The sequence below is a fragment of the Paraburkholderia dilworthii genome (assembly GCF_000472525.1).
Taxonomy (GTDB): Bacteria; Pseudomonadota; Gammaproteobacteria; order Burkholderiales; family Burkholderiaceae; genus Paraburkholderia; species Paraburkholderia dilworthii.
Genome location: NZ_AWZT01000002.1, coordinates 58,178 through 75,739 on the forward strand (window position 1 = coordinate 58,178; position 17,562 = coordinate 75,739).

Consider the following 17,562-nt stretch of genomic DNA (forward strand, 5'->3'; position numbering starts at 1 on the left):
GATGGTCGCGCGCCGGTTGCGTCATTCAACGCGCTTGTGTCCGGCGAGCGTATTGAGCGTAAGCGCGTCGGTCTTTGCGACCACCGCTGCTTCTGCTTCGCTGCGTCGACGATTTTTGTGCTGCCCTTCGAGCTGTCGATACAGCGCGATATATTGCGCGGCCATGCGCGCCCAGCCGAAACCGGTCGCGAGTTCGTTGGCGGCCACGCCCATCTTGCGGCGCGCATCGTCGTCGGCGGCGAGGCGCGCGACCGCGCCGGCGAGCGCCTTCGGATCGTCCGGATCGTCGAGCACGATCCCGCATTCGGGCGTGATGATCTCCGCGCCGCCCGCGGTGCGCGCGGTCACGACGGGTAGCCCGGCCGCCATCGCTTCGAGCAGCGACAGGCTCATCGCTTCGTAACGCGACGGAAACACGAACGCATCGACCGAATGCATCAGCACCGGCATCTCTTTGACGAGCCCGAGAAAGTGCACGCGATGCGCGATGCCGAGCGCCTTCGCTTCGTCCGGATAGGGACTGCCTGGCAGGAAGCCCGCCACCGCTATATGCACGCGTTCCGGCAGATGCTTGAGCGCGGCCAGCACCGTGCCGAGGTTTTTACGCGGCGTGCGCAGATCGCCGACGAACAGCAGCAAAAACGCATCGTCAGGCAGCGCGAACTTCGCGCGATCGCCGCTCGCCGCGGAGAAACCGCGCGTATCGACGCCGTTGTAAATCACATCGACACGGTTATCCGGCGTGAGGCCGATCGCGCGAATTTCATCGGCGACCTTTTGCGACACTGCCGTGATCACTTTCGAGCGCCGGTAAGCCCAGCGCTCCAGCAACGCATTGCAGCGCGTATAAACCGACTGATACGCGGACCATACGCCCTTCGTGAGACCGAACGGGTAGTACTTGCTGCCGAGCCACCCGCTATGCACGAAGTGCGACGTGTTGACGTCGGCGGGCATCCACGAGATGAAGCCGTTCACATGCAGCACGTCGTACTCACGGCGATGCGCGCGCAGCCACATTGCACTCTTGAACGCGAACACCTGCTGACGCAGCAGATTGGTGGGCCACCAGCGGCCGATTTTCATCGGCACCCAGCGGACATTCGGATGAACGAGCAGATCGGGCGCCACGTGCGAGGCGATCAGCGTGACGCCGATATTCTCGTCGAGCGCCGCGCGCGCGATCTCGTGATTGACGCGTCCCTGGCCGTCGTTATGGCGCACAACGTGCGTGACAATGGCGACTCTCAATCAGTGCCTCCGTGGAAAATTGGCGTGCGCAATGGCATACTCGCGCGGTTGATTTTTTCGTAATGCACCGCGGAAAGAATCGAAAAAACACTCATGAAAAGCAGCAGCCCGCCCGTGCCGACCAGCGAATTGGTGAACACCAGCATCGCGAAGGTTGCGAGGCACAGGCTCAGGCAAGCGGATACGTACTTGTCGTTGCGCAGTCTGAACGACGCGAGCACGGCGCGCGTCAGGAGCCAGACGATGCCCGACATGTAAAGCAGCGTGCCGGGCCAGCCGAGCACGAACGGGATGTTCATCACGCCGCTGTCGAAGTTGCCGTACTGGCCCAACTGGCCGCCGTCGTTCGAGAGTTTGGTCGAGGTGCCGGTCGCGCCCATCCCTTCGCCGGAGACATCGGTGAAGGCTGTTTTCGCGAAGGTCGCATAGAACTCGTTACGAGCCGCATAGCTCTGGTCGTCGTTCAGGTTGACAATGGTGGACAGTCGCGCCTGCATCCGCTCGGCGACCGGACCGACGGCGAGGAGCGGCACACACAGGCCCGCGAGCAACACCGCGCTTGCGACGATGCGCACGCGCACCTTGTTGTTCGACTTGATCAGCTGGATCAGCAACGCGATAACCCAGCCGCCCCACGTGGAGCGCACGAGACTCAACGCAAACGAAAAGAAGCCGAGCGCCGCCGCGACCCAGCGCATGCGATGCGTGGCGGCCATCACGTACACCATCGCGCCCATCATCGCGAACGCGAACGGCCCGGAGGAATTCATCGTGCTGAATACGCGCACACCCATCGGCACCGGGTCGCCTTGCGAGTTCATCTGCGAGCCGAGCATCCATAGCGCGTCCCACTGCGGCATGATGAAAAACTGGATCAGACCATAGCCGCCCATCACGAGCATGCCCCAGATGAACGTGTTGACGATGGTGTCGCGATACTGCGGATACTGGCGCGTGTTCGCCATGATGTGAAAGCCGATCAGGATCGGATACAGCCAGTTCGCGAGGTCGTAGGTAGCCGCGAGCGGACCGCTCGAAATCACGCCGACGAGATACGCATAGACGAGCCCGAGCAGGATCAGCAACACAGGAAGACCGCGTCGTTGTCCGAGCAGCTTGTAGTAGCGTACGAGCGAGAACGCGCTGATCATAGTGACGGCGAGCGGCGCGACCTGGATCAGGCTCGTCGGCGTGAACGAGCCTTTGGACCAGTCGGCAAGACGCCGCACTTCCGGGCTCAGAAACCACAGCCACCACATGAAGCCGATATAGCGCGCCGGGCTCTTGAAGTAGAGCCACAGTCCCGTAAGAATCGCGAGCACCGGAAACGCGAGCGTGAGCACCGTGCCCTGATGCGCGACGATCAACATCGCCGTGACCAGCCACAGCATGGCTGCGGGCAACCACTCGCGGCGTTTGCGCGAGGCCGCACGCAGCGCGCGTCCTGTGCCCGGCACGCCAGGACCACCTGGCATGCCGGGTGTCGGCGGAAGGTCGGCTCGCGGAAGCGTCGACATCGCTTAGAGGCCCCCGCGCGATTCTTGCGCGGCGCTGTGTTGAGCCTGGGCGCCCACTGCCTTGTCCGCGTCGGCGCAAGGCGCCACGCGGCCGCGTGCGACGGCGCGAGCGCGCAGCATCTCCTGCGTGATCCGCACGTGTTGCATCGCGTAGTGCTGGGTGGTCAGATCGCGCGACAGCAAGCCGGCAGCCGCAGCCTGCGCCTGGCGCAGCGCATTCATCGGCGCGGCGGCGAGCCGGTCGACGGCATCGCGCAACGCTGGCGCATTGAACGGCGGAATATAGGACGCTTCGCCCGCAGGAAAGTAATCCTGCAATGCGCCGACATCGGTAACGATCATCGGCTTGCCGACCGCGGCCGCCTCCAGCATCACCGTAATGCCGGACGCGTGCGTGTTCGGCCGCAACGGCACGACGATCACATCGGCCCAGTCATACAGTTCGTGCTGTTTCCTGATTCCGGAGAACAGCGCGATTTCGACGTTCGGCGCGCGCAGCGACGCAGGAATCTGGCGGCGCGTCGCGAGCTTCACCGTGTAGCGTGCGTCGTTGCCGAACGCCTTGATGAGCGTTTCCCAGTCGCGGTCGCGGTCGTTGCCGATTGCGGCGATGCGGATCGGCGAATGCGGTTTCCATTCGGTCGGCACCTTGACCGGAAAGTCCTGTGTGTTCAACCCATAAAGCAGCGGCCTCGCGTCGCGATCGAAATAGCGCTTGCACAAGGCGGCGTTTTCGCTGGCGAGCGTGGTCAGCTGATCGGCGCGGGTCATCAGCTTGCGATACAGCCATTTGCGCACGATCCCATACGAAGGCCACTTGTCGAGCAGCCACACGCTCTGCGCGAGCAGAAGCGGCGACGAGTCAGCGCCGGCCTTGCGGCCGCTCAGCAAAAGCATCAACGCGGCTGAGAGCCATTCCTGTTCGGTGTGCGTCCAGATCACATCCGAGCCCAGCATTTCCGTGCGATTGCGCCACGTATGGATGAAGTCGAAGCCGAGCGCCGCCTTCAGCGCACGGCGCACGAGCCGCATCGGCTTGCTCTCGCGCGCGTCCTTTGAATAGATGAGCGCGAACGCATCCGATTCGGCGTGGTGATAGCCGTACAGGCAACCGATGTTGTCGCCCGGTCGATAGAAACGCGGATCGGCGCCGTAAAACAGATGAACGTGAACCTTCGTACTCATGCAGACACTCCCTTTGCCGATGCTCTAGCGTGTAAGACGCTACACGCCGTTTGCGTCCGTTGCATTGGCCGCCGCTCAGGCGGTGCGCGACAGCGCGCGCCGCGCTTCGTGCGCGCCGGTTCGCACCGCGCGCCAGCGCGACAGCTTCAGGCGCGCCTCTCTCGATACGAGCGCGAGCGCCGCATGCGTGAGGCCAGGATAGACGCGCGTGCCGACGAGCGTCCACCACCACCACGCGGTTTCGCGACGCAAAGGCGGCAACTGGTCGCGCAGGATCAGATGGAAGTTGAACGCGGCGTTGCGCAACGCAGCCATTGTTTGTGCGTCGCGCCGGTCGTCGTCGAAACGTTCGGCGGGAAAATGATCGACGGCGACGCGCGGGTCGTACATCAGCTTCCAGCCGGCGTTCTTCACCGCGAGGCTGAACGCCATGTCGTTGTGAACCTGGGCGCCCGCGCCGCGCAGCCGTGCATCGAAACGGATGTTGCGCACCGCGTCGCGCCGGTAGCTCATATTGGCGCCCTTCAGAATGTCGACTTGGCGTGCGCCGCCCACGCCCAGATGATGGTTGCCGATGATCTTGCCGTGCGCCGTGACCTTGCCCACCAGCGGGCGCTCGCCGTCGAGCACGCGGCCTTTCTCGTGGACCCAGTCGCGCCCGCCGAGCGCGCCGAGCCGCGCATCGTTTTCGAATGCGGCTGCGATGCGTTGCACCCAGTCGGGATGCGGCGCCGCGTCGTCGTCGGTGATGGCGATCACGTCGCCGTTGGCGGCGTCGAGTCCGCGATTGAGCGCCGCGACCTGGCCCGGCGCTTCAACCAGCGCCACGGATAGCGGCAGCTTGCCCGGCACCGCCGGGTCGCGCAGACACGTATGGGTCGCCTCGTCGTCGGCGCGCGCCACCACGACGACTTCATCGGGCGCGCGCGACTGCCGGTGCAGCGCCGCGAGGCAGCGCGCGAGATCGGCCGGGCGGCGGTAAGTCGGAACCAGTACCGTCACTTTCATTGCGATGTCCTCATCGCGACGTCCTCGTTTCGACGTCGCTTGTTATCGTCATTGCGCCGGGCTTGCATGCGCCTGTTGCGCTCGCTGCCCGATGATGTATCCGCTCGACCGCATGCTCAGGTGCTCAGGTATTCCTGAACCGCGGCGTAGCTGCGGTCATAGCCGCCGCGCGCCCGCGCCGGCATGCCGTTGAAAATGCCGCCCTGCACGTGTACGCCCGCTGCGCGCAGACGCTTCAACGCGTCGATGATCTCGCCCTCGCTATGCATGCCCGAACGCATCACGAAGAAGGTCGAGCCGGCATACGCGCCGATGATCGACGCATCGGTCACCGCGAGCACCGGCGGCGTGTCGATCAGGATCACGTCGTAGCGTTTCGCGAGACCGTCGAGGTATTGCGGCAGACGCGGCGACATCAGTAGTTCCGACGGATTCGGCGGCCGGCGCCCGCACGAAATGAAACTCAGGTTCTCGATTTCCGACGCGCGGATCGCCTCCTCCAGCGAGATCTGGCCGCTCAGAAGTTCCGAAAGGCCGTTCTCCTGCGTGCCGCCCAGATAGCGTTCGAGCACGCCGCGACGCATATCGCCGTCGATCATCAGCACACGCTTGCCCGAATGCGCGAGCAGCACCGCGAGGTTGACCGTGAGGAAGCTCTTGCCGACGCCGGCCATCGGGCCCGTCAGCATGACGATGCGGTTTTTCGCGTCCATCATCGTGAACTGCATCGACGTGCGCAGGCTGCGCAGGCTCTCGACCGTGACGTCCTTCGGCCGCGCGTTTGCGAGCACCGAACGCAGGCGTTCGCCGCCGCGCTGAAAGCCGTTTTCGAGCAGCGTCTGTTCCGCGCTCATCGGCACGAGCCCGAACACCGGCAGATGGAACGCTCGCTCGATATGCTCCGGGTCGTCGATGCCCTTGAACATATTGCGGCGCAGGAACACGAAGCCGGTGCCCGCGATCAGCCCGAGGATGGTTGCCGCCGACAGGATCAGCGCCTTCTTCGGCTTGACCGGCGCGCCGGGGCGCAGCGCGGCGTCTACGATATGCACGTTGCCGCCGGTGCCGGCCTTCTGCACCGACAACTCCTGCACGCGGTTGAGCAGCAGCACGTAGATGTCCTCCGCCACTTTCGCGTCGCGCTGCAACTGCACGGCCTTCACTTCGGTGGCCGGCAGATCGCGGAAGCGGTCCGCGTATTTGGTGCGCTGTGCCTGCAACTCGGCCATCTGTTCGCGCGCGGCCTTGAGCATCGGATGGTCGTCGCCGTAACGCTCGGTGAGCTGCGCCATTTGCAGGCGCAAGCCGGCGATCTGCTGCTCGTATTGCACGCTGCCTTCGAGATACACCTTGGCCTCGTCGCTCGCGTTGATCGAGCCGGACTGGCGCTGATAAGCGGTCAGCGCGGCCTCGGCGCGTTCGAGGTCCGACTTCAGGCGCGGCTCCTCGCTCTTCAGGAAGTCGAGCATCTTGCTCGCGTCGGCCTGCTTGTTCGAAATGTGCTGGCGCACATACGACTGCGCGAGCGCATTGGCGACGAGCGCGGCATGCTCGGGGTTCTTGTCCTCGAGCGAGATCTGGATCACGCCGGTCTGCTTGCCCTGTTCCTGCACGCTGATTGCCGACTGGAACGCGCTGATCGCGTCGAGATCATTCGCGCGGACCACCGTGAATTCCTCCCCTGGACGCGCGACGAGCTTGTTGACCAGCATCGTCACGCCGCCCCCTTGTGCCTGTTGCCCGACCTGGCCGCGCAACAGCAGTGCGCCGTTTTCGGCATGCAGTTCGTAGCGGCCGCCGTCGAGCGCTTTCATGGTCAGCTTCTGACCTTCAAGCGCGGGCAGCACGTCGATTGAATCGATGTCGGCGACCTCGCCGCCCCATGCATACGACGACAGCCCGAGCCACGGCCGCGCCGGCTCGCCGGGCGTGGCCATGCGTGCGGCGATGCTGCCGAGGAGCGGCAGCGTTTTCGGCGTGACGCTAAAGTTCAGCTTCATCTGCTCGACGACGGGACCGACCACGCCGCGGCTCTTGATGATCTCGATTTCGGCGTCGGTCGGCAGCGAGGTCGAGCCGCTGGTGATCGCTGCGCCGGTCTGCGTCTGCGTAAGCGCCTGCGAGGTGTTGTCGGCCTGCTCGACGCGCACGTGCGCATCGGCCGAATAGATCGGCTTGGCGAGCACACAGTACGCGCCGGCAATCGCAACGACCGCCGCGGCGATCGCGATCAGCCACCAGATGTCGTCGAGGATCACCTGCACCAGTTGCCCGAGGACCACGTCCTCTTCTTCGGTCCTGAGCGGACCGGCCATGTGTGGAGAGATTTGATTGCTCACGATTCGATCCCGTATCGGTTGCTTGTGCGGTTGTTTGTATGCATCTGCTTCGGCGTTTGCTTGTGCGGCTTTTGCGTTTGCTTATGTGTTCGCCAGGTGCGTTCGCCTCGGTCCCGCGCCGCGGCCATCGGCGATGGCGCGGCGCGGGCCTCGACACGGCTCAGGCGCTTAACGCGTGAGCTGCTTCAGGTAGAACAGTGTCTGCACGCTCGGCAACACTTGCTGCAACACGCGGTTGAACGTGGTCGACGCGGCAGTGCCCACATACACGACATCCATCGGCTGCAACTGGAACTGCGCGGACAGCATGATCGCGTCGGGCTGCGTCATGTCGAGGCGGTAGACGTCCGGTGTCGTCGGATGCTCGCGCATGCCGCGCATCACGAAGATCTGGCGCGGATTGGCGTCGGTATCGAGAATGCCGCCCGCTTGCGTGAGCGCGTCGGCAATCGTCAGACGCCCCTTGAGCATCGGCACCTGGATCGGCGTCTTCACCTCACCCATCACGAAGATGCGGCTGTTGCTGCGATCCGGCACATTGATCACGTCGCCGTTTTGCAGCATCACGTTCTGCGTGGTGTCGCCGGCATCCAGCATGCGGTTCGCGTCGAGCACGTACAGCTTGTTGTTGCGCGTGAGGCGCACGCGCTGGATGTCGGCGTCGGCGGTCGCGCCACCCGAGCGCGTGAGCGCGTCGACGAGCGTGAGCGGCACGTCGCTCACCGCGAGCGGACCCGGTGTCTTCACTTCGCCCGTGACCTGTACTTTCTGGCCGCGATACGACAGTACGCGCACGTCGACCTGTGGATTGCGGATATAGCGCACAAGGCCGCTCGCGAGCTGATCGCGCAACTCGCCGACGGTTTTGCCCGCGGCCCTGATGCGGCCGACGAACGGGAAAAAGATGGTGCCGTCGGCGGCGATGGTCTGCCCGTACGGATCGGCCTGGCCGGGCAACGCGGCCGTGTACGGCTGCTGCAATGCGCCGGCAATGGTCTGGGTGCTGGTGCCGCCCGCCGACAGCGTGCTGCCCTGCGGCGTGGTCAATTCGGGGTGATCCCACACGGTGATGCCGAGAATGTCCTGCGGCGAAAGCCGGTAGACGTATTGCGACGGATCGCTGAAGGTCGATGTGGGCAGCGCTCGCGGCGGCGCGCTCGCTTCGGCCTGGGCTTGCGCCGCGACGACGCTCGCGTCGATCACATGGACCGGATAGGTTTCGGCGGGCTGGCCCTGGTGCTGGCCGTCGTCTTTCAGACGCGACGTGTCGAGATAGTTGCCCGGTGCGGTGGCGCAGGCCGACAGAAAGGACGTCAGCAAAAGCGTGGCGGCGAACTTCGCGCGGAGGTTCGCTCCCAAGTTCGTTTTCAGGTTCGTGAATGCGTGTGTAGCGGGTGTTTTCATCAGCATATTTTTTTCAGCCATCCCATGACCAGATGTTCGATGAGCACGAGACTCTCCGTGTAAGCGGATTCCTCGCCGCCGTGCGGATCGGCGACGTCGGAGACGTCTTCCCATTTGCCGAGCGGGAAGACCTTGCCGCGTGAAGCCGGGTCGAGCGCTTCGACTTCGCTCACCTGCGCGCGCTCGCTCACGAGCACCAGATCGGCGGAACGCACGAGTTGCCGGTCCAGCCGCCGCGAGTGATGCGTGCTGGACGCGACGCCGCGCTCCGCGAGCAGGCGCCGCATCACCGGGTCCATGCCGTGACCGTTCATCGCGCGGATGCCCGCCGAATGAAACGCAATGGACGCCGCCGACGCGTGCGAGCGCGCAGCCTGGCGCGCCTTGAACAGCATTTCAGCGGCAGGCGAACGGCACACGTTGGCGTGGCAGACGATCAGAACATTGGCGAACATGGCAGGCTCCGTGATGAGGCGCGGCTAATACGTAAGAGCGAACTGCAAGCCGGCTTACTGGCCGGCCTCCGCCGCGGCGAGTGCATCGGTTTGCGCATCGGTTTGCATGAGCGGCAGACCGTTCGCGCCGACCCTGGCGGGCGCATTGCGCAGCGCATGCTGACGGCCGATTGCGTGATATTCGATGCCGAGTTCGAGCAGCGCGTCCGGCTCGTACAGATTGCGACCGTCGAAAATGAGCGGCGTCTTCAGAATCGTTTTGAGCGCATCGAAGTCCGGACTCTTGAAGACCTTCCATTCGGTGAGGATCACGAGCGCATCGGCACCATCGGCGGCTTCCATCTCTTCGTTCGTGAACTCAAGGCGCGCGTGCTGCTGCGGTACCTCCTTCAGATCGAGCGCGAACACGCGCTTCGATTCGTCGATTGCGACCGGGTCGTACGCCTTCACGCGTGCGCCGCGACGCAGCAGCTCGGCAATCAGCGGACGGCTCGGCGCTTCGCGCATGTCGTCGGTATTGGGCTTGAACGCGAGGCCCCACACGGCGAACGTGCGGTCCGACAGGTCTTCGCCGAGGCGCGCGACGATCTTCTGCGCGAGCACCTTCTTCTGCGTGTCGTTGACCGCTTCCACCGCTTCGAGAATGCGCAGGTTCGCGTCGTGATCGGCGGCCGTGCGGATCAGCGCCTGCACGTCTTTCGGGAAGCACGAACCGCCGTAGCCGCAACCGGCATACAGGAAGTCATAGCCGATGCGCGGATCGCTACCGATGCCGCGACGCACGGCCTCGATATCGGCGCCCACCCGATCGGCCAGATTAGCGAGCTCGTTCATGTACGAAATGCGCGTGGCGAGCATCGCGTTGGCCGCGTACTTGGTGAACTCCGCCGAGCGCACGTCCATATAGAGCGTGCGTTCGCGATTGCGATTGAACGGTGCGTAGAGGCGCTTCATCAACTCGCGCGCTTTTTCGCCGGGCACGTCCTCATCGCAACCGAGCACGATGCGATCGGGCCGCGTGAAGTCTTCCACCGCCGCGCCTTCCTTCAGGAATTCGGGGTTCGACACGACCGAGAACATGTGATCGAGATTGCGCATCTCGAGCTCTTGCGCGATCGCTTCACGCACGCGCGAGGCGGTGCCGACGGGCACCGTCGACTTGTCGACGATCACCTTGAAGCCCGTCATATGGCGGCCGATGTTGCGCGCAGCGGCGAGCACGTATTGCAGGTCGGCGGAGCCGTCTTCGTCCGACGGCGTACCCACCGCGATGAACTGGATGTCGCCGTGCGCGACCGCAGCTTCGACATCGGTCGAAAACGTCAGGCGTCCGGCCTTGCGATTGCGCGCGATGATCTCCTGCAGACCCGGTTCATGGATCGGCACACCGCCGTTGTTGAGCACGTCGATCTTGCGCTGATCGACGTCGAGACAGAACACGTCGTGGCCGATGTCGGCCAGACATGCGCCCGTCACGAGGCCTACGTAGCCGCTACCGATGATCGTCAGGTTCATGTGTTACCTCGCAGGAAATTTGAGTTGGTTCAATATGCGTTGCTACCGGCAAAGCCCTTCCACAGCGTCAGCACGACGATCTTGATGTCGAGCCAGAAGGTCCAGTGCTGCATGTAGTACAGATCGAGCTTCACGCGCCCCATCATCTTTTCGATGCGGTCGGTTTCGCCGCGATAGCCGTTGATCTGGGCCCATCCCGTGATGCCCGGCTTGATGCGATAGCGGTGCATGTAGCCCTTCACCAGATCCTTGTAGATGTCGTCGTGTTCGAGCGCATGCGGACGCGGCCCGACCACCGACATTTCGCCGCGCAGCACGTTGATGAATTGCGGCAACTCATCCAGGCTCGTGCGACGCAGGAACGCGCCCACCGCGGTAATGCGCGGGTCGCGCCGCGTGGCCTGGGTGATCTTGCCGGCCTCTTCCTTGTGCATCTTCATCGAGCGGAATTTGTAGATCTCGAACTCGTGTCCGTCGATGCCCTTGCGCTTCTGGCGAAAGAACACGGGACCGGGCGAACTGAGCTTGACCATCGCTGCGATCACGAGCATCAACGGAGCAAGCGCGGTCAATGCGGCGAGCGCAAAGAGGCGGTCGAAGATGCGCTTGGGCAGCACGCGCAAATCGGTGATCGGCGACGCCGCCAGGTTGATCGCCGGCACACCGAGGAGTTCGACCATCGGCTGATTGAAGAGCGTGAGACTGCGCACGTCCGGAATGAAGCGGATGTTCACGAAGTCGTTGCGCAGATCCATCACGAAGCGATGGATCTGCTTCTCCTTCGAGATCGGCAGCGCGAGCCACAACTCGCGGATCGCGCGCTGGCGCACCAGCTGGATCATGCGCTGATAGTCGCGCTCGACGGGGACGTCTTCGATTGCGTCAGCCGCGTCGGGGTCTTCATAGTGGTTGATCGTGCCGTCCTCGTCGAACACCACGACCGGGCTAAAGCCCGCATCCGGATGGCTACGCATCTGCTGGATCAGAAAGCGCCCGTACGGCGCGCCGCCGACAATCGCCACCGCGCGCTGATTGAAACCCTCGCGGCGCAGCCCGCGCAGAATCGAATAGACGATCACCTTCGTGACGATCAGCAGCACGATGGTCACGAGCGCCCAGTAGACGAGCCACAGGCGCGACAGGCTGTCCGCGAGGTGCAGGCTGAAACTGATCAGCACACCGGTGACTTCGACCATTGCCCAGCCGCCCGCGACGCGACACAGCAGGTCGTACAGCGGCTTGCCGCGCCATGACTGATAGATGCCGAGCGCCGGGAAAAACACCACCGCCAGCAGAACGTCGAACGCGAGCGAAACGCTTTGCATATCGTCCAGCCACACGACTTTCCCGTTGTGCACGGCCGCCGCGATTGCGGCGCCGAGCGCGACCATCGCGACGTCGATGATTCTCGATAGAACGCTCAGCATGCGCTGCCCCTCAGTTCGTCAGTCAAGTGCCATCCCGTTGGTTAGTCGGCGGGTTGCCTGGAATACCCAGGCTCAATCGCTCCGGCAGCAGCACGCACAACGCCGGTACTCGCGTTGGCGAATAATTGCCCGACGCGAAACCGATTGAAGCCGTGCTAATTGCAATTCCGTTTCCCACTTTGCTAAGCCGATGCTCGGCCGCAGTGAAAAACGCGTCTCGGAATGAGTGAATGTCCTTCTCAGGTATAGATAAAGCGTTATTAAAATTCGCTCCGCAAGGCCGCAAAAATCTCAAAATGTATCGGTCAAAAATTCGCCATTTTTTGTCATTTTGTGCGGCAGTTTTTACCGGGAAAATGCTGCAATATGGGCGATTTCGGCGTGATAGGAGCATGCAGCCGTGTTCATGCGATACGCGTGCGCCAAGAACCGGGCCGCATTCCGGCTCATGCGCCAGCACAAAAATTATCCATCTGATTTTTATCTGTAATTTTATTTTTTGAAAAATAATGACGACATTTTTTGTTCACGAATGTGACGGATTTTATAGCGCGCTTTATATAGTTTCCAATTAACGCGCTTTTATTGATTTCGCGCTTCGTGATAAAACTCGATGCATTCATCCAGCCCCGAGGAGTCCATCATGACAGCTCCGGTTACGGCAACGTCCGCCGACACCCGGTCCACGCAAGTGACATCCACTCACGTCAAGCTCAAGGTTCATCCCGTGATTCTGGCGGGCGGCTCGGGCACGCGCTTGTGGCCGATGTCGCGCGAGCAGCATCCCAAGCAGCTGATCGGCCTGCTCGGCGAAGATTCGCTGCTGCAATCGACCACGCGCCGTCTCGACGGGCTCGAGGCCGGCTATCCGCTCACCGGGCAACTCGTCGTGGTGGCCAACGAAGAGCAGCGCTTCACGACCGCCGAGCAGTTACGCACGAGCGGCAAACCCACTCGGCTGATTCTGGAACCGGTAGGCCGCGATACGGCGCCCGCGCTGACCGTGGCCGCGCTTTCGATTGCCGCGCAGGACGAGGACGGCATCATGGTCGTGATGCCCGCGGATCACGCGGTAACCGACATCGACGGATTTCATGCCGCGGTGGCCGCGGGCGTGCAGCATGCTGCGGCGGGCCATATCGTCACGATGGGTATCGTGCCGACACGCGCGGAAACGGGCTATGGCTATATTCGAATCGGTGCGGCTATCGGCATGCCTGGCAATCCTGATGAAATGCCAGGAGCGGACGCCGCCGATGCAAGCGCTCCGGTCGCCGCGCACAAGCTCGACCGCTTCGTCGAAAAGCCGCATCTCGAACTGGCGCAGCGCTATATCGAATCGCGCGAATACTGGTGGAATAGCGGCATTTTCATCATGCGCGCATCGACGTGGCTGAAGGCGATCCGCCACTTCCAGCCGGCGATCTACGAAGCGTGCGACGCGGCATACGCGGGCGGCAAGTCCGACGGCGACTTTTTCCGCTTGCAGCGCGATGCGTTCAGTGCGTCCCCTTCGAACTCGATCGACTACGCGGTGATGGAGCAGCTCGGCAACGAACAGGGCGCCCTGTCAGGCGTGGTCGTGCCGTTGCAGGCGGGCTGGTCGGACGTGGGCTCGTGGGACGCGATCTGGGACATCTCGGAGAAAGACGCCGAGCAGAACGTGGGCCGCGGCCGCGTGATGTTCGAAGGCGCCTCCTCCACCTTCGCCCATTCGGAAGGACGCCTGATTGCCTGCGTGGGCACGCGCGATCTCGTCGTCGTCGAAACGGCCGACGCGATTCTCGTCGCGGATAAGTCGCGCGTGCAGGACGTCAAGAAGATCGTGGGCCGCATTCGCAGCGAGGGCGGCATTGAAGCGGCGAACCATCGCAAGGTGCATCGCCCGTGGGGCAACTACGATTCCGTCGATACCGGCGAGCGCTTCCAGGTTAAGCGCATTGTCGTGAAACCGGGCGCTCGCCTTTCGCTGCAAATGCATCATCACCGCGCCGAACATTGGATCGTTGTGCGCGGCACCGCACTCGTCACGCGAGGTGAAGAGCGTTTTATCGTCTCCGAAAACGAATCGGCTTATATCCCGCTTGGCGTTACGCACCGTCTCGAGAACCCCGGCAAGATGCCGCTCGAAATGATCGAGGTGCAATCCGGTTCGTATCTCGGCGAAGACGATATCGTGCGCTTCGACGATACCTACGGACGCCAGTAACGCACTGAATCAGGCACGCGAGGTCACTTGCAGGAACAGCGTTGGGTAGAGCGACCGACGACAGCCACTGACGACAGCGAATGATCACAGCGAATGATCACAGCGAATGAAGCGGGAACCTGCGGCGGTTGCTCCGACAGCCGCGGGGTACTGCCTGCTCATCCCGCATGGGAGATGAGTTCTGTGTACGACGGAAAACGCTCCGCCTTGTCGCGCTCGGTGGCCGCATGGGCTGCCGTGCTTGCCGCTGCGCTTGATGCCGCGTTTGCTGCATTTACCGCACTTACCATCGTCGTCGCGCCTGCCGCTGTCACAGCAACGGCCGGTTCGCCGGGATAACGCCGCAGCGGTCCGCGAAATGTATTCAGAGGACCATGCAACGACGCACCGTGATGCGCGGCGACCGGTTCCGGCAAATGACGCGTGCCGGGCAACGGACGAGCCGGCGCCGTCGCATACGGCGCATGAGTCACCGATGCATTCGGCGCATACGCGGCCTTGTGCGTCTGCATGGGCGTTGCATGCGGTTGCGGCGTGCGGGCCTGCGGCGCTGCTTCGGCCGCAGCCAGGGTCAAGCACTCGCGATCGATCCACTGCGCCGCCCACTCGAACGCATAATGCTCGGCGGCCTGTGCATCCGCGAAGCGCGGCCCGACGAGGCCCGATCGCTCGACACGCCTGCCCTCCTTCATGATCTCCGCCCATGCGCGGTACATTGCGTTAGGCACACGCTCGGCCGCGACGTAGATCAGATAGCCGTGGCGCTCGGCAACTTGCCGGCCGCGCGGCGCGAGACTCGTGGACAAAGGACTGCGCTGCACAGCCGCCGCGGGCATTGTGCGCGCCGAGGCAATCGCCGAGTTCAAACCCTGCATGGCCGTGCCGACCGCGCTGGCTTCGTCCATTGCGTGCAGGTCGACACGCAGCGCGGGGCGCGGCGCGTAGACGACCGATGGCGTGGGCAAGGCCGGCGCGCGCGTTATCACCTGCGATGCGGCCTGTGTGGACGTTTCAGACGGCGCGGCGTTGTCGATACCTGCCAGCTGACGCGTGATGTCCGCGATGGGGTCGGCCGAGCGCCAGTTGCGCGTGTGGGACGCGCCCGCCGCGTGCTGCATATTCGAGGCGTTGCCGTTCGTGCCCGGCGCTTGCCAGGACTCGGGGCTCTTCCACGACACACCACGCAGATTCTCGTCGCGCGCACCCGGTGTTTCCGTCACCGGCAGCGCTGGCTTACCCGCCGGTTTGGCCGCAGCCGGGACCGCCGGTTGCGGGACATACGCGAAGGTACGTCCGGTTCTGGACAGGAGCCGAACCATCTCGAGCAGCGTGCCGTTCAACTGCCATTCTTCGAAACGGCGCCGGCAAGTGGGACCCGACGGATAGCGGCCCGGCAGCTTCGACCAGGGCTCTCCAGTAGTCAGAATCCATAACACGGCATTGGCCACGACACGTGGGTCGGCGCGGGGCCGCCCGCGTCGGTTCAGACGGACGGCCGGCTCATCGGAGACAAGCGCTGCCAGCAGCGCCCATTCGTCATTGCTTAGCTCATCGAAAAACATGTGATTTTCTCCACGCAGCCTGGCCTGGCCGCGGCTTTGGGCTGACCACGGATTCAACCTTCACGATCCATGTGTAGCCCTCGGTTGCACAAATATGTCTTGTACGTTTTGTTTGGTGATCAATACCGCCCTGTGTTAGTGCGGTTTGTCCCTATTGCGAAGCACAAAACGTGGTCTCACTCGTGCGTGGGAGAATTTGTGCACGAAGCATACCATCACCAGGGTTTTCGTGAATATCGTTGAGACAAGTGTTACGGATAGAAACAACTTGTACTCTTCACTCGACCATTTCACGCGATGCGGTAACGGAAATACTTCCTGCGATAGCACCGAATTTGCTATTGCGAGCAGCGAAAATAGCAAAAGCCGCGAATAGCCCCATGCGAATTCGACAGATGCATCGCGCGGTAATTCCACAGAGTTTTTGCACGCCTGCATGCCCCGTTCGTTGCGCGTGCATCGAGTCAACGGTGCCAGCGTCTGGTGACACCGATGTGGCAACCCGGCCTTCTAGCCTCTGTGTCTAGCCTCCGTGAACAGCGTAGGCGCGGCGCCGCGCCTACGCGCTAATTGGCGTCTTCTAGCGGACAGGACTCGCCGCGCCCTCGCCTACCACGGTCGTCCATTCGCGCACGCGCCAACGGGTAACGAGACCGGCTTGCACGTAGGGATCCGCTTCTGCAAAGGCTTGCGCGGCTGCTGGCGAGTCGCCGGTAAAGAGCAGCACAGCAGTGTCGGCCGGTTCGGTCAATGCGCCGGCGAGCAGCAGTTCGCCGCGCTCTGCTGCGGCCCACGCGAGCTTCAGATGCCGCTCGCGGTGTGCGCCGCGCCGTTCCAGATAGTCTGGCACGAGGTCATAACTCAATAGATAGTGCATGACAAGCTCCTCTGGTTTGCTTGATATCACGGCACAGCCGGCAAATGCGCAACGCTGCGTGTCAATCGGTTTTAGGGTATTTTCTCTCAGGATTTCCTTACGAATTGCCATTCATGTGCACGCGCAGCAAATGAATCAATGCAGCGCGAATTTTTGAGCGCGTTCGCCTGCGACTGCAACATGCGAATTAAAGCCGAATTGCATTGTCGATTTAATCTGCAATGCATAACATAATGGCATCTCCGTGATTGCGCCAGTTTCAATCGTGCGAATGGCGCAAGCGCCGCTCCGTCAGGGAAAACGCGCGGCCGACGCTGTCAACGCAAACGCGGTTTTGACCGTTGATGCAGACAGCATTTGCCATAATGGACCTGCCGAGGGCCGGATGCCGTCGACGCCCACGTGCATGAAGACCACAAACGTTTCCACACCGATGGAGTGTCACATGAAAACTCAATCCGCAATCGTTGCACTGGTACTCGGCGCCGTACTCGCCTCGCCCGCGTTCGCACAGAACAGCCAGCAAACGAAGATGGCAGACTGCAACAAGCAGGCCGCCGACAAGAAAGGCGACGAGCGCAAGGCGTTCATGAAAACCTGCCTGTCGGCCAAGCCGGCCGCCGCGCCGATGAGCCAGCAGGACAAGATGAAGGCGTGCAACGTGCAGGCCACCGGCAAGAAAGGTGACGAACGCAAGACGTTCATGAAGAGCTGCCTGTCGTCCGCGCCGGCTAACTAAGCGGCGGTTTTTGTCGGACAGCGCCGCGTGCCTCGCGCGGCGCTCGATTATCGCGTCACACTGTTTGCGTTTTT

13 protein-coding genes are annotated in these 17,562 nt (G+C 62.9%); 2 read left to right on the forward strand and 11 right to left on the reverse strand.

The genetic code is table 11. The annotated features are described in order from the left end of the window. Window positions 1–21 precede the first annotated feature (21 nt). The 9 genes from F759_RS0103965 to F759_RS0104010 form a co-directional block, all read right to left on the reverse strand. Window positions 22–1,251 (reverse strand): glycosyltransferase family 4 protein, encoded by a 1,230-nt coding sequence (locus F759_RS0103965; protein WP_027798710.1) that lies wholly within the window; start codon window positions 1,249–1,251, stop codon window positions 22–24. Then, on the reverse strand, window positions 1,248–2,726 hold the full coding sequence (locus F759_RS0103970) for a glucose-6-phosphate isomerase (protein WP_407668515.1): 1,479 nt from the start codon (window positions 2,724–2,726) through the stop codon (window positions 1,248–1,250). The genes F759_RS0103965 and F759_RS0103970 overlap by 4 nt, the downstream gene beginning before the upstream one ends. Window positions 2,727–2,771: 45 nt before the next feature. Further along, complete coding sequence (locus tag F759_RS0103975; RefSeq protein WP_027798712.1) at window positions 2,772–3,953, reverse strand: glycosyltransferase; 1,182 nt, start codon at window positions 3,951–3,953, stop codon at window positions 2,772–2,774. 75 nt (window positions 3,954–4,028) lie between these two features. Next, window positions 4,029–4,961, reverse strand: coding sequence for a glycosyltransferase family 2 protein (locus F759_RS0103980; protein ID WP_027798713.1), 933 nt, complete (start codon window positions 4,959–4,961; stop codon window positions 4,029–4,031). Between the two features lie 116 nt (window positions 4,962–5,077). Then, on the reverse strand, window positions 5,078–7,276 hold the full coding sequence (locus tag F759_RS0103985) for a polysaccharide biosynthesis tyrosine autokinase (protein WP_027798714.1): 2,199 nt from the start codon (window positions 7,274–7,276) through the stop codon (window positions 5,078–5,080). A gap of 192 nt (window positions 7,277–7,468) precedes the next feature. Then, entirely contained in the window at window positions 7,469–8,710 is a 1,242-nt protein-coding gene (locus F759_RS0103995) for a polysaccharide biosynthesis/export family protein (RefSeq protein ID WP_027798715.1), read from the reverse strand. Then, window positions 8,704–9,159: an arsenate reductase/protein-tyrosine-phosphatase family protein gene (locus F759_RS0104000; protein WP_027798716.1), complete on the reverse strand. Its 456-nt coding sequence runs from the start codon at window positions 9,157–9,159 to the stop codon at window positions 8,704–8,706. The genes F759_RS0103995 and F759_RS0104000 overlap by 7 nt, the downstream gene beginning before the upstream one ends. 54 nt (window positions 9,160–9,213) lie before the next feature. Next, window positions 9,214–10,674 (reverse strand): UDP-glucose dehydrogenase family protein, encoded by a 1,461-nt coding sequence (locus F759_RS0104005; RefSeq protein WP_027798717.1) that lies wholly within the window; start codon window positions 10,672–10,674, stop codon window positions 9,214–9,216. Window positions 10,675–10,703: 29 nt separating this feature from the next. Further along, window positions 10,704–12,101 (reverse strand): undecaprenyl-phosphate glucose phosphotransferase, encoded by a 1,398-nt coding sequence (locus F759_RS0104010; RefSeq protein WP_027798718.1) that lies wholly within the window; start codon window positions 12,099–12,101, stop codon window positions 10,704–10,706. Between the two features lie 643 nt (window positions 12,102–12,744). Between F759_RS0104010 and F759_RS0104015 the strand changes: the two genes are divergently transcribed. Further along, complete coding sequence (locus tag F759_RS0104015) at window positions 12,745–14,310, forward strand: mannose-1-phosphate guanylyltransferase/mannose-6-phosphate isomerase (protein ID WP_027798719.1); 1,566 nt, start codon at window positions 12,745–12,747, stop codon at window positions 14,308–14,310. 158 nt (window positions 14,311–14,468) lie between these two features. Here the strand turns inward: F759_RS0104015 and F759_RS0104020 are convergent, their stop codons facing one another. Both F759_RS0104020 and F759_RS0104030 read right to left on the reverse strand, forming a co-directional pair. Next, entirely contained in the window at window positions 14,469–15,872 is a 1,404-nt protein-coding gene (locus F759_RS0104020) for a transposase (RefSeq protein ID WP_027798720.1), read from the reverse strand. 580 nt (window positions 15,873–16,452) lie between these two features. Continuing rightward, complete coding sequence (locus tag F759_RS0104030; RefSeq protein WP_027798722.1) at window positions 16,453–16,749, reverse strand: YciI-like protein; 297 nt, start codon at window positions 16,747–16,749, stop codon at window positions 16,453–16,455. Between the two features lie 445 nt (window positions 16,750–17,194). Between F759_RS0104030 and F759_RS0104045 the strand changes: the two genes are divergently transcribed. Then, window positions 17,195–17,488, forward strand: coding sequence for a PsiF family protein (locus F759_RS0104045; RefSeq protein WP_027798723.1), 294 nt, complete (start codon window positions 17,195–17,197; stop codon window positions 17,486–17,488). Window positions 17,489–17,562: the final 74 nt, after the last annotated feature.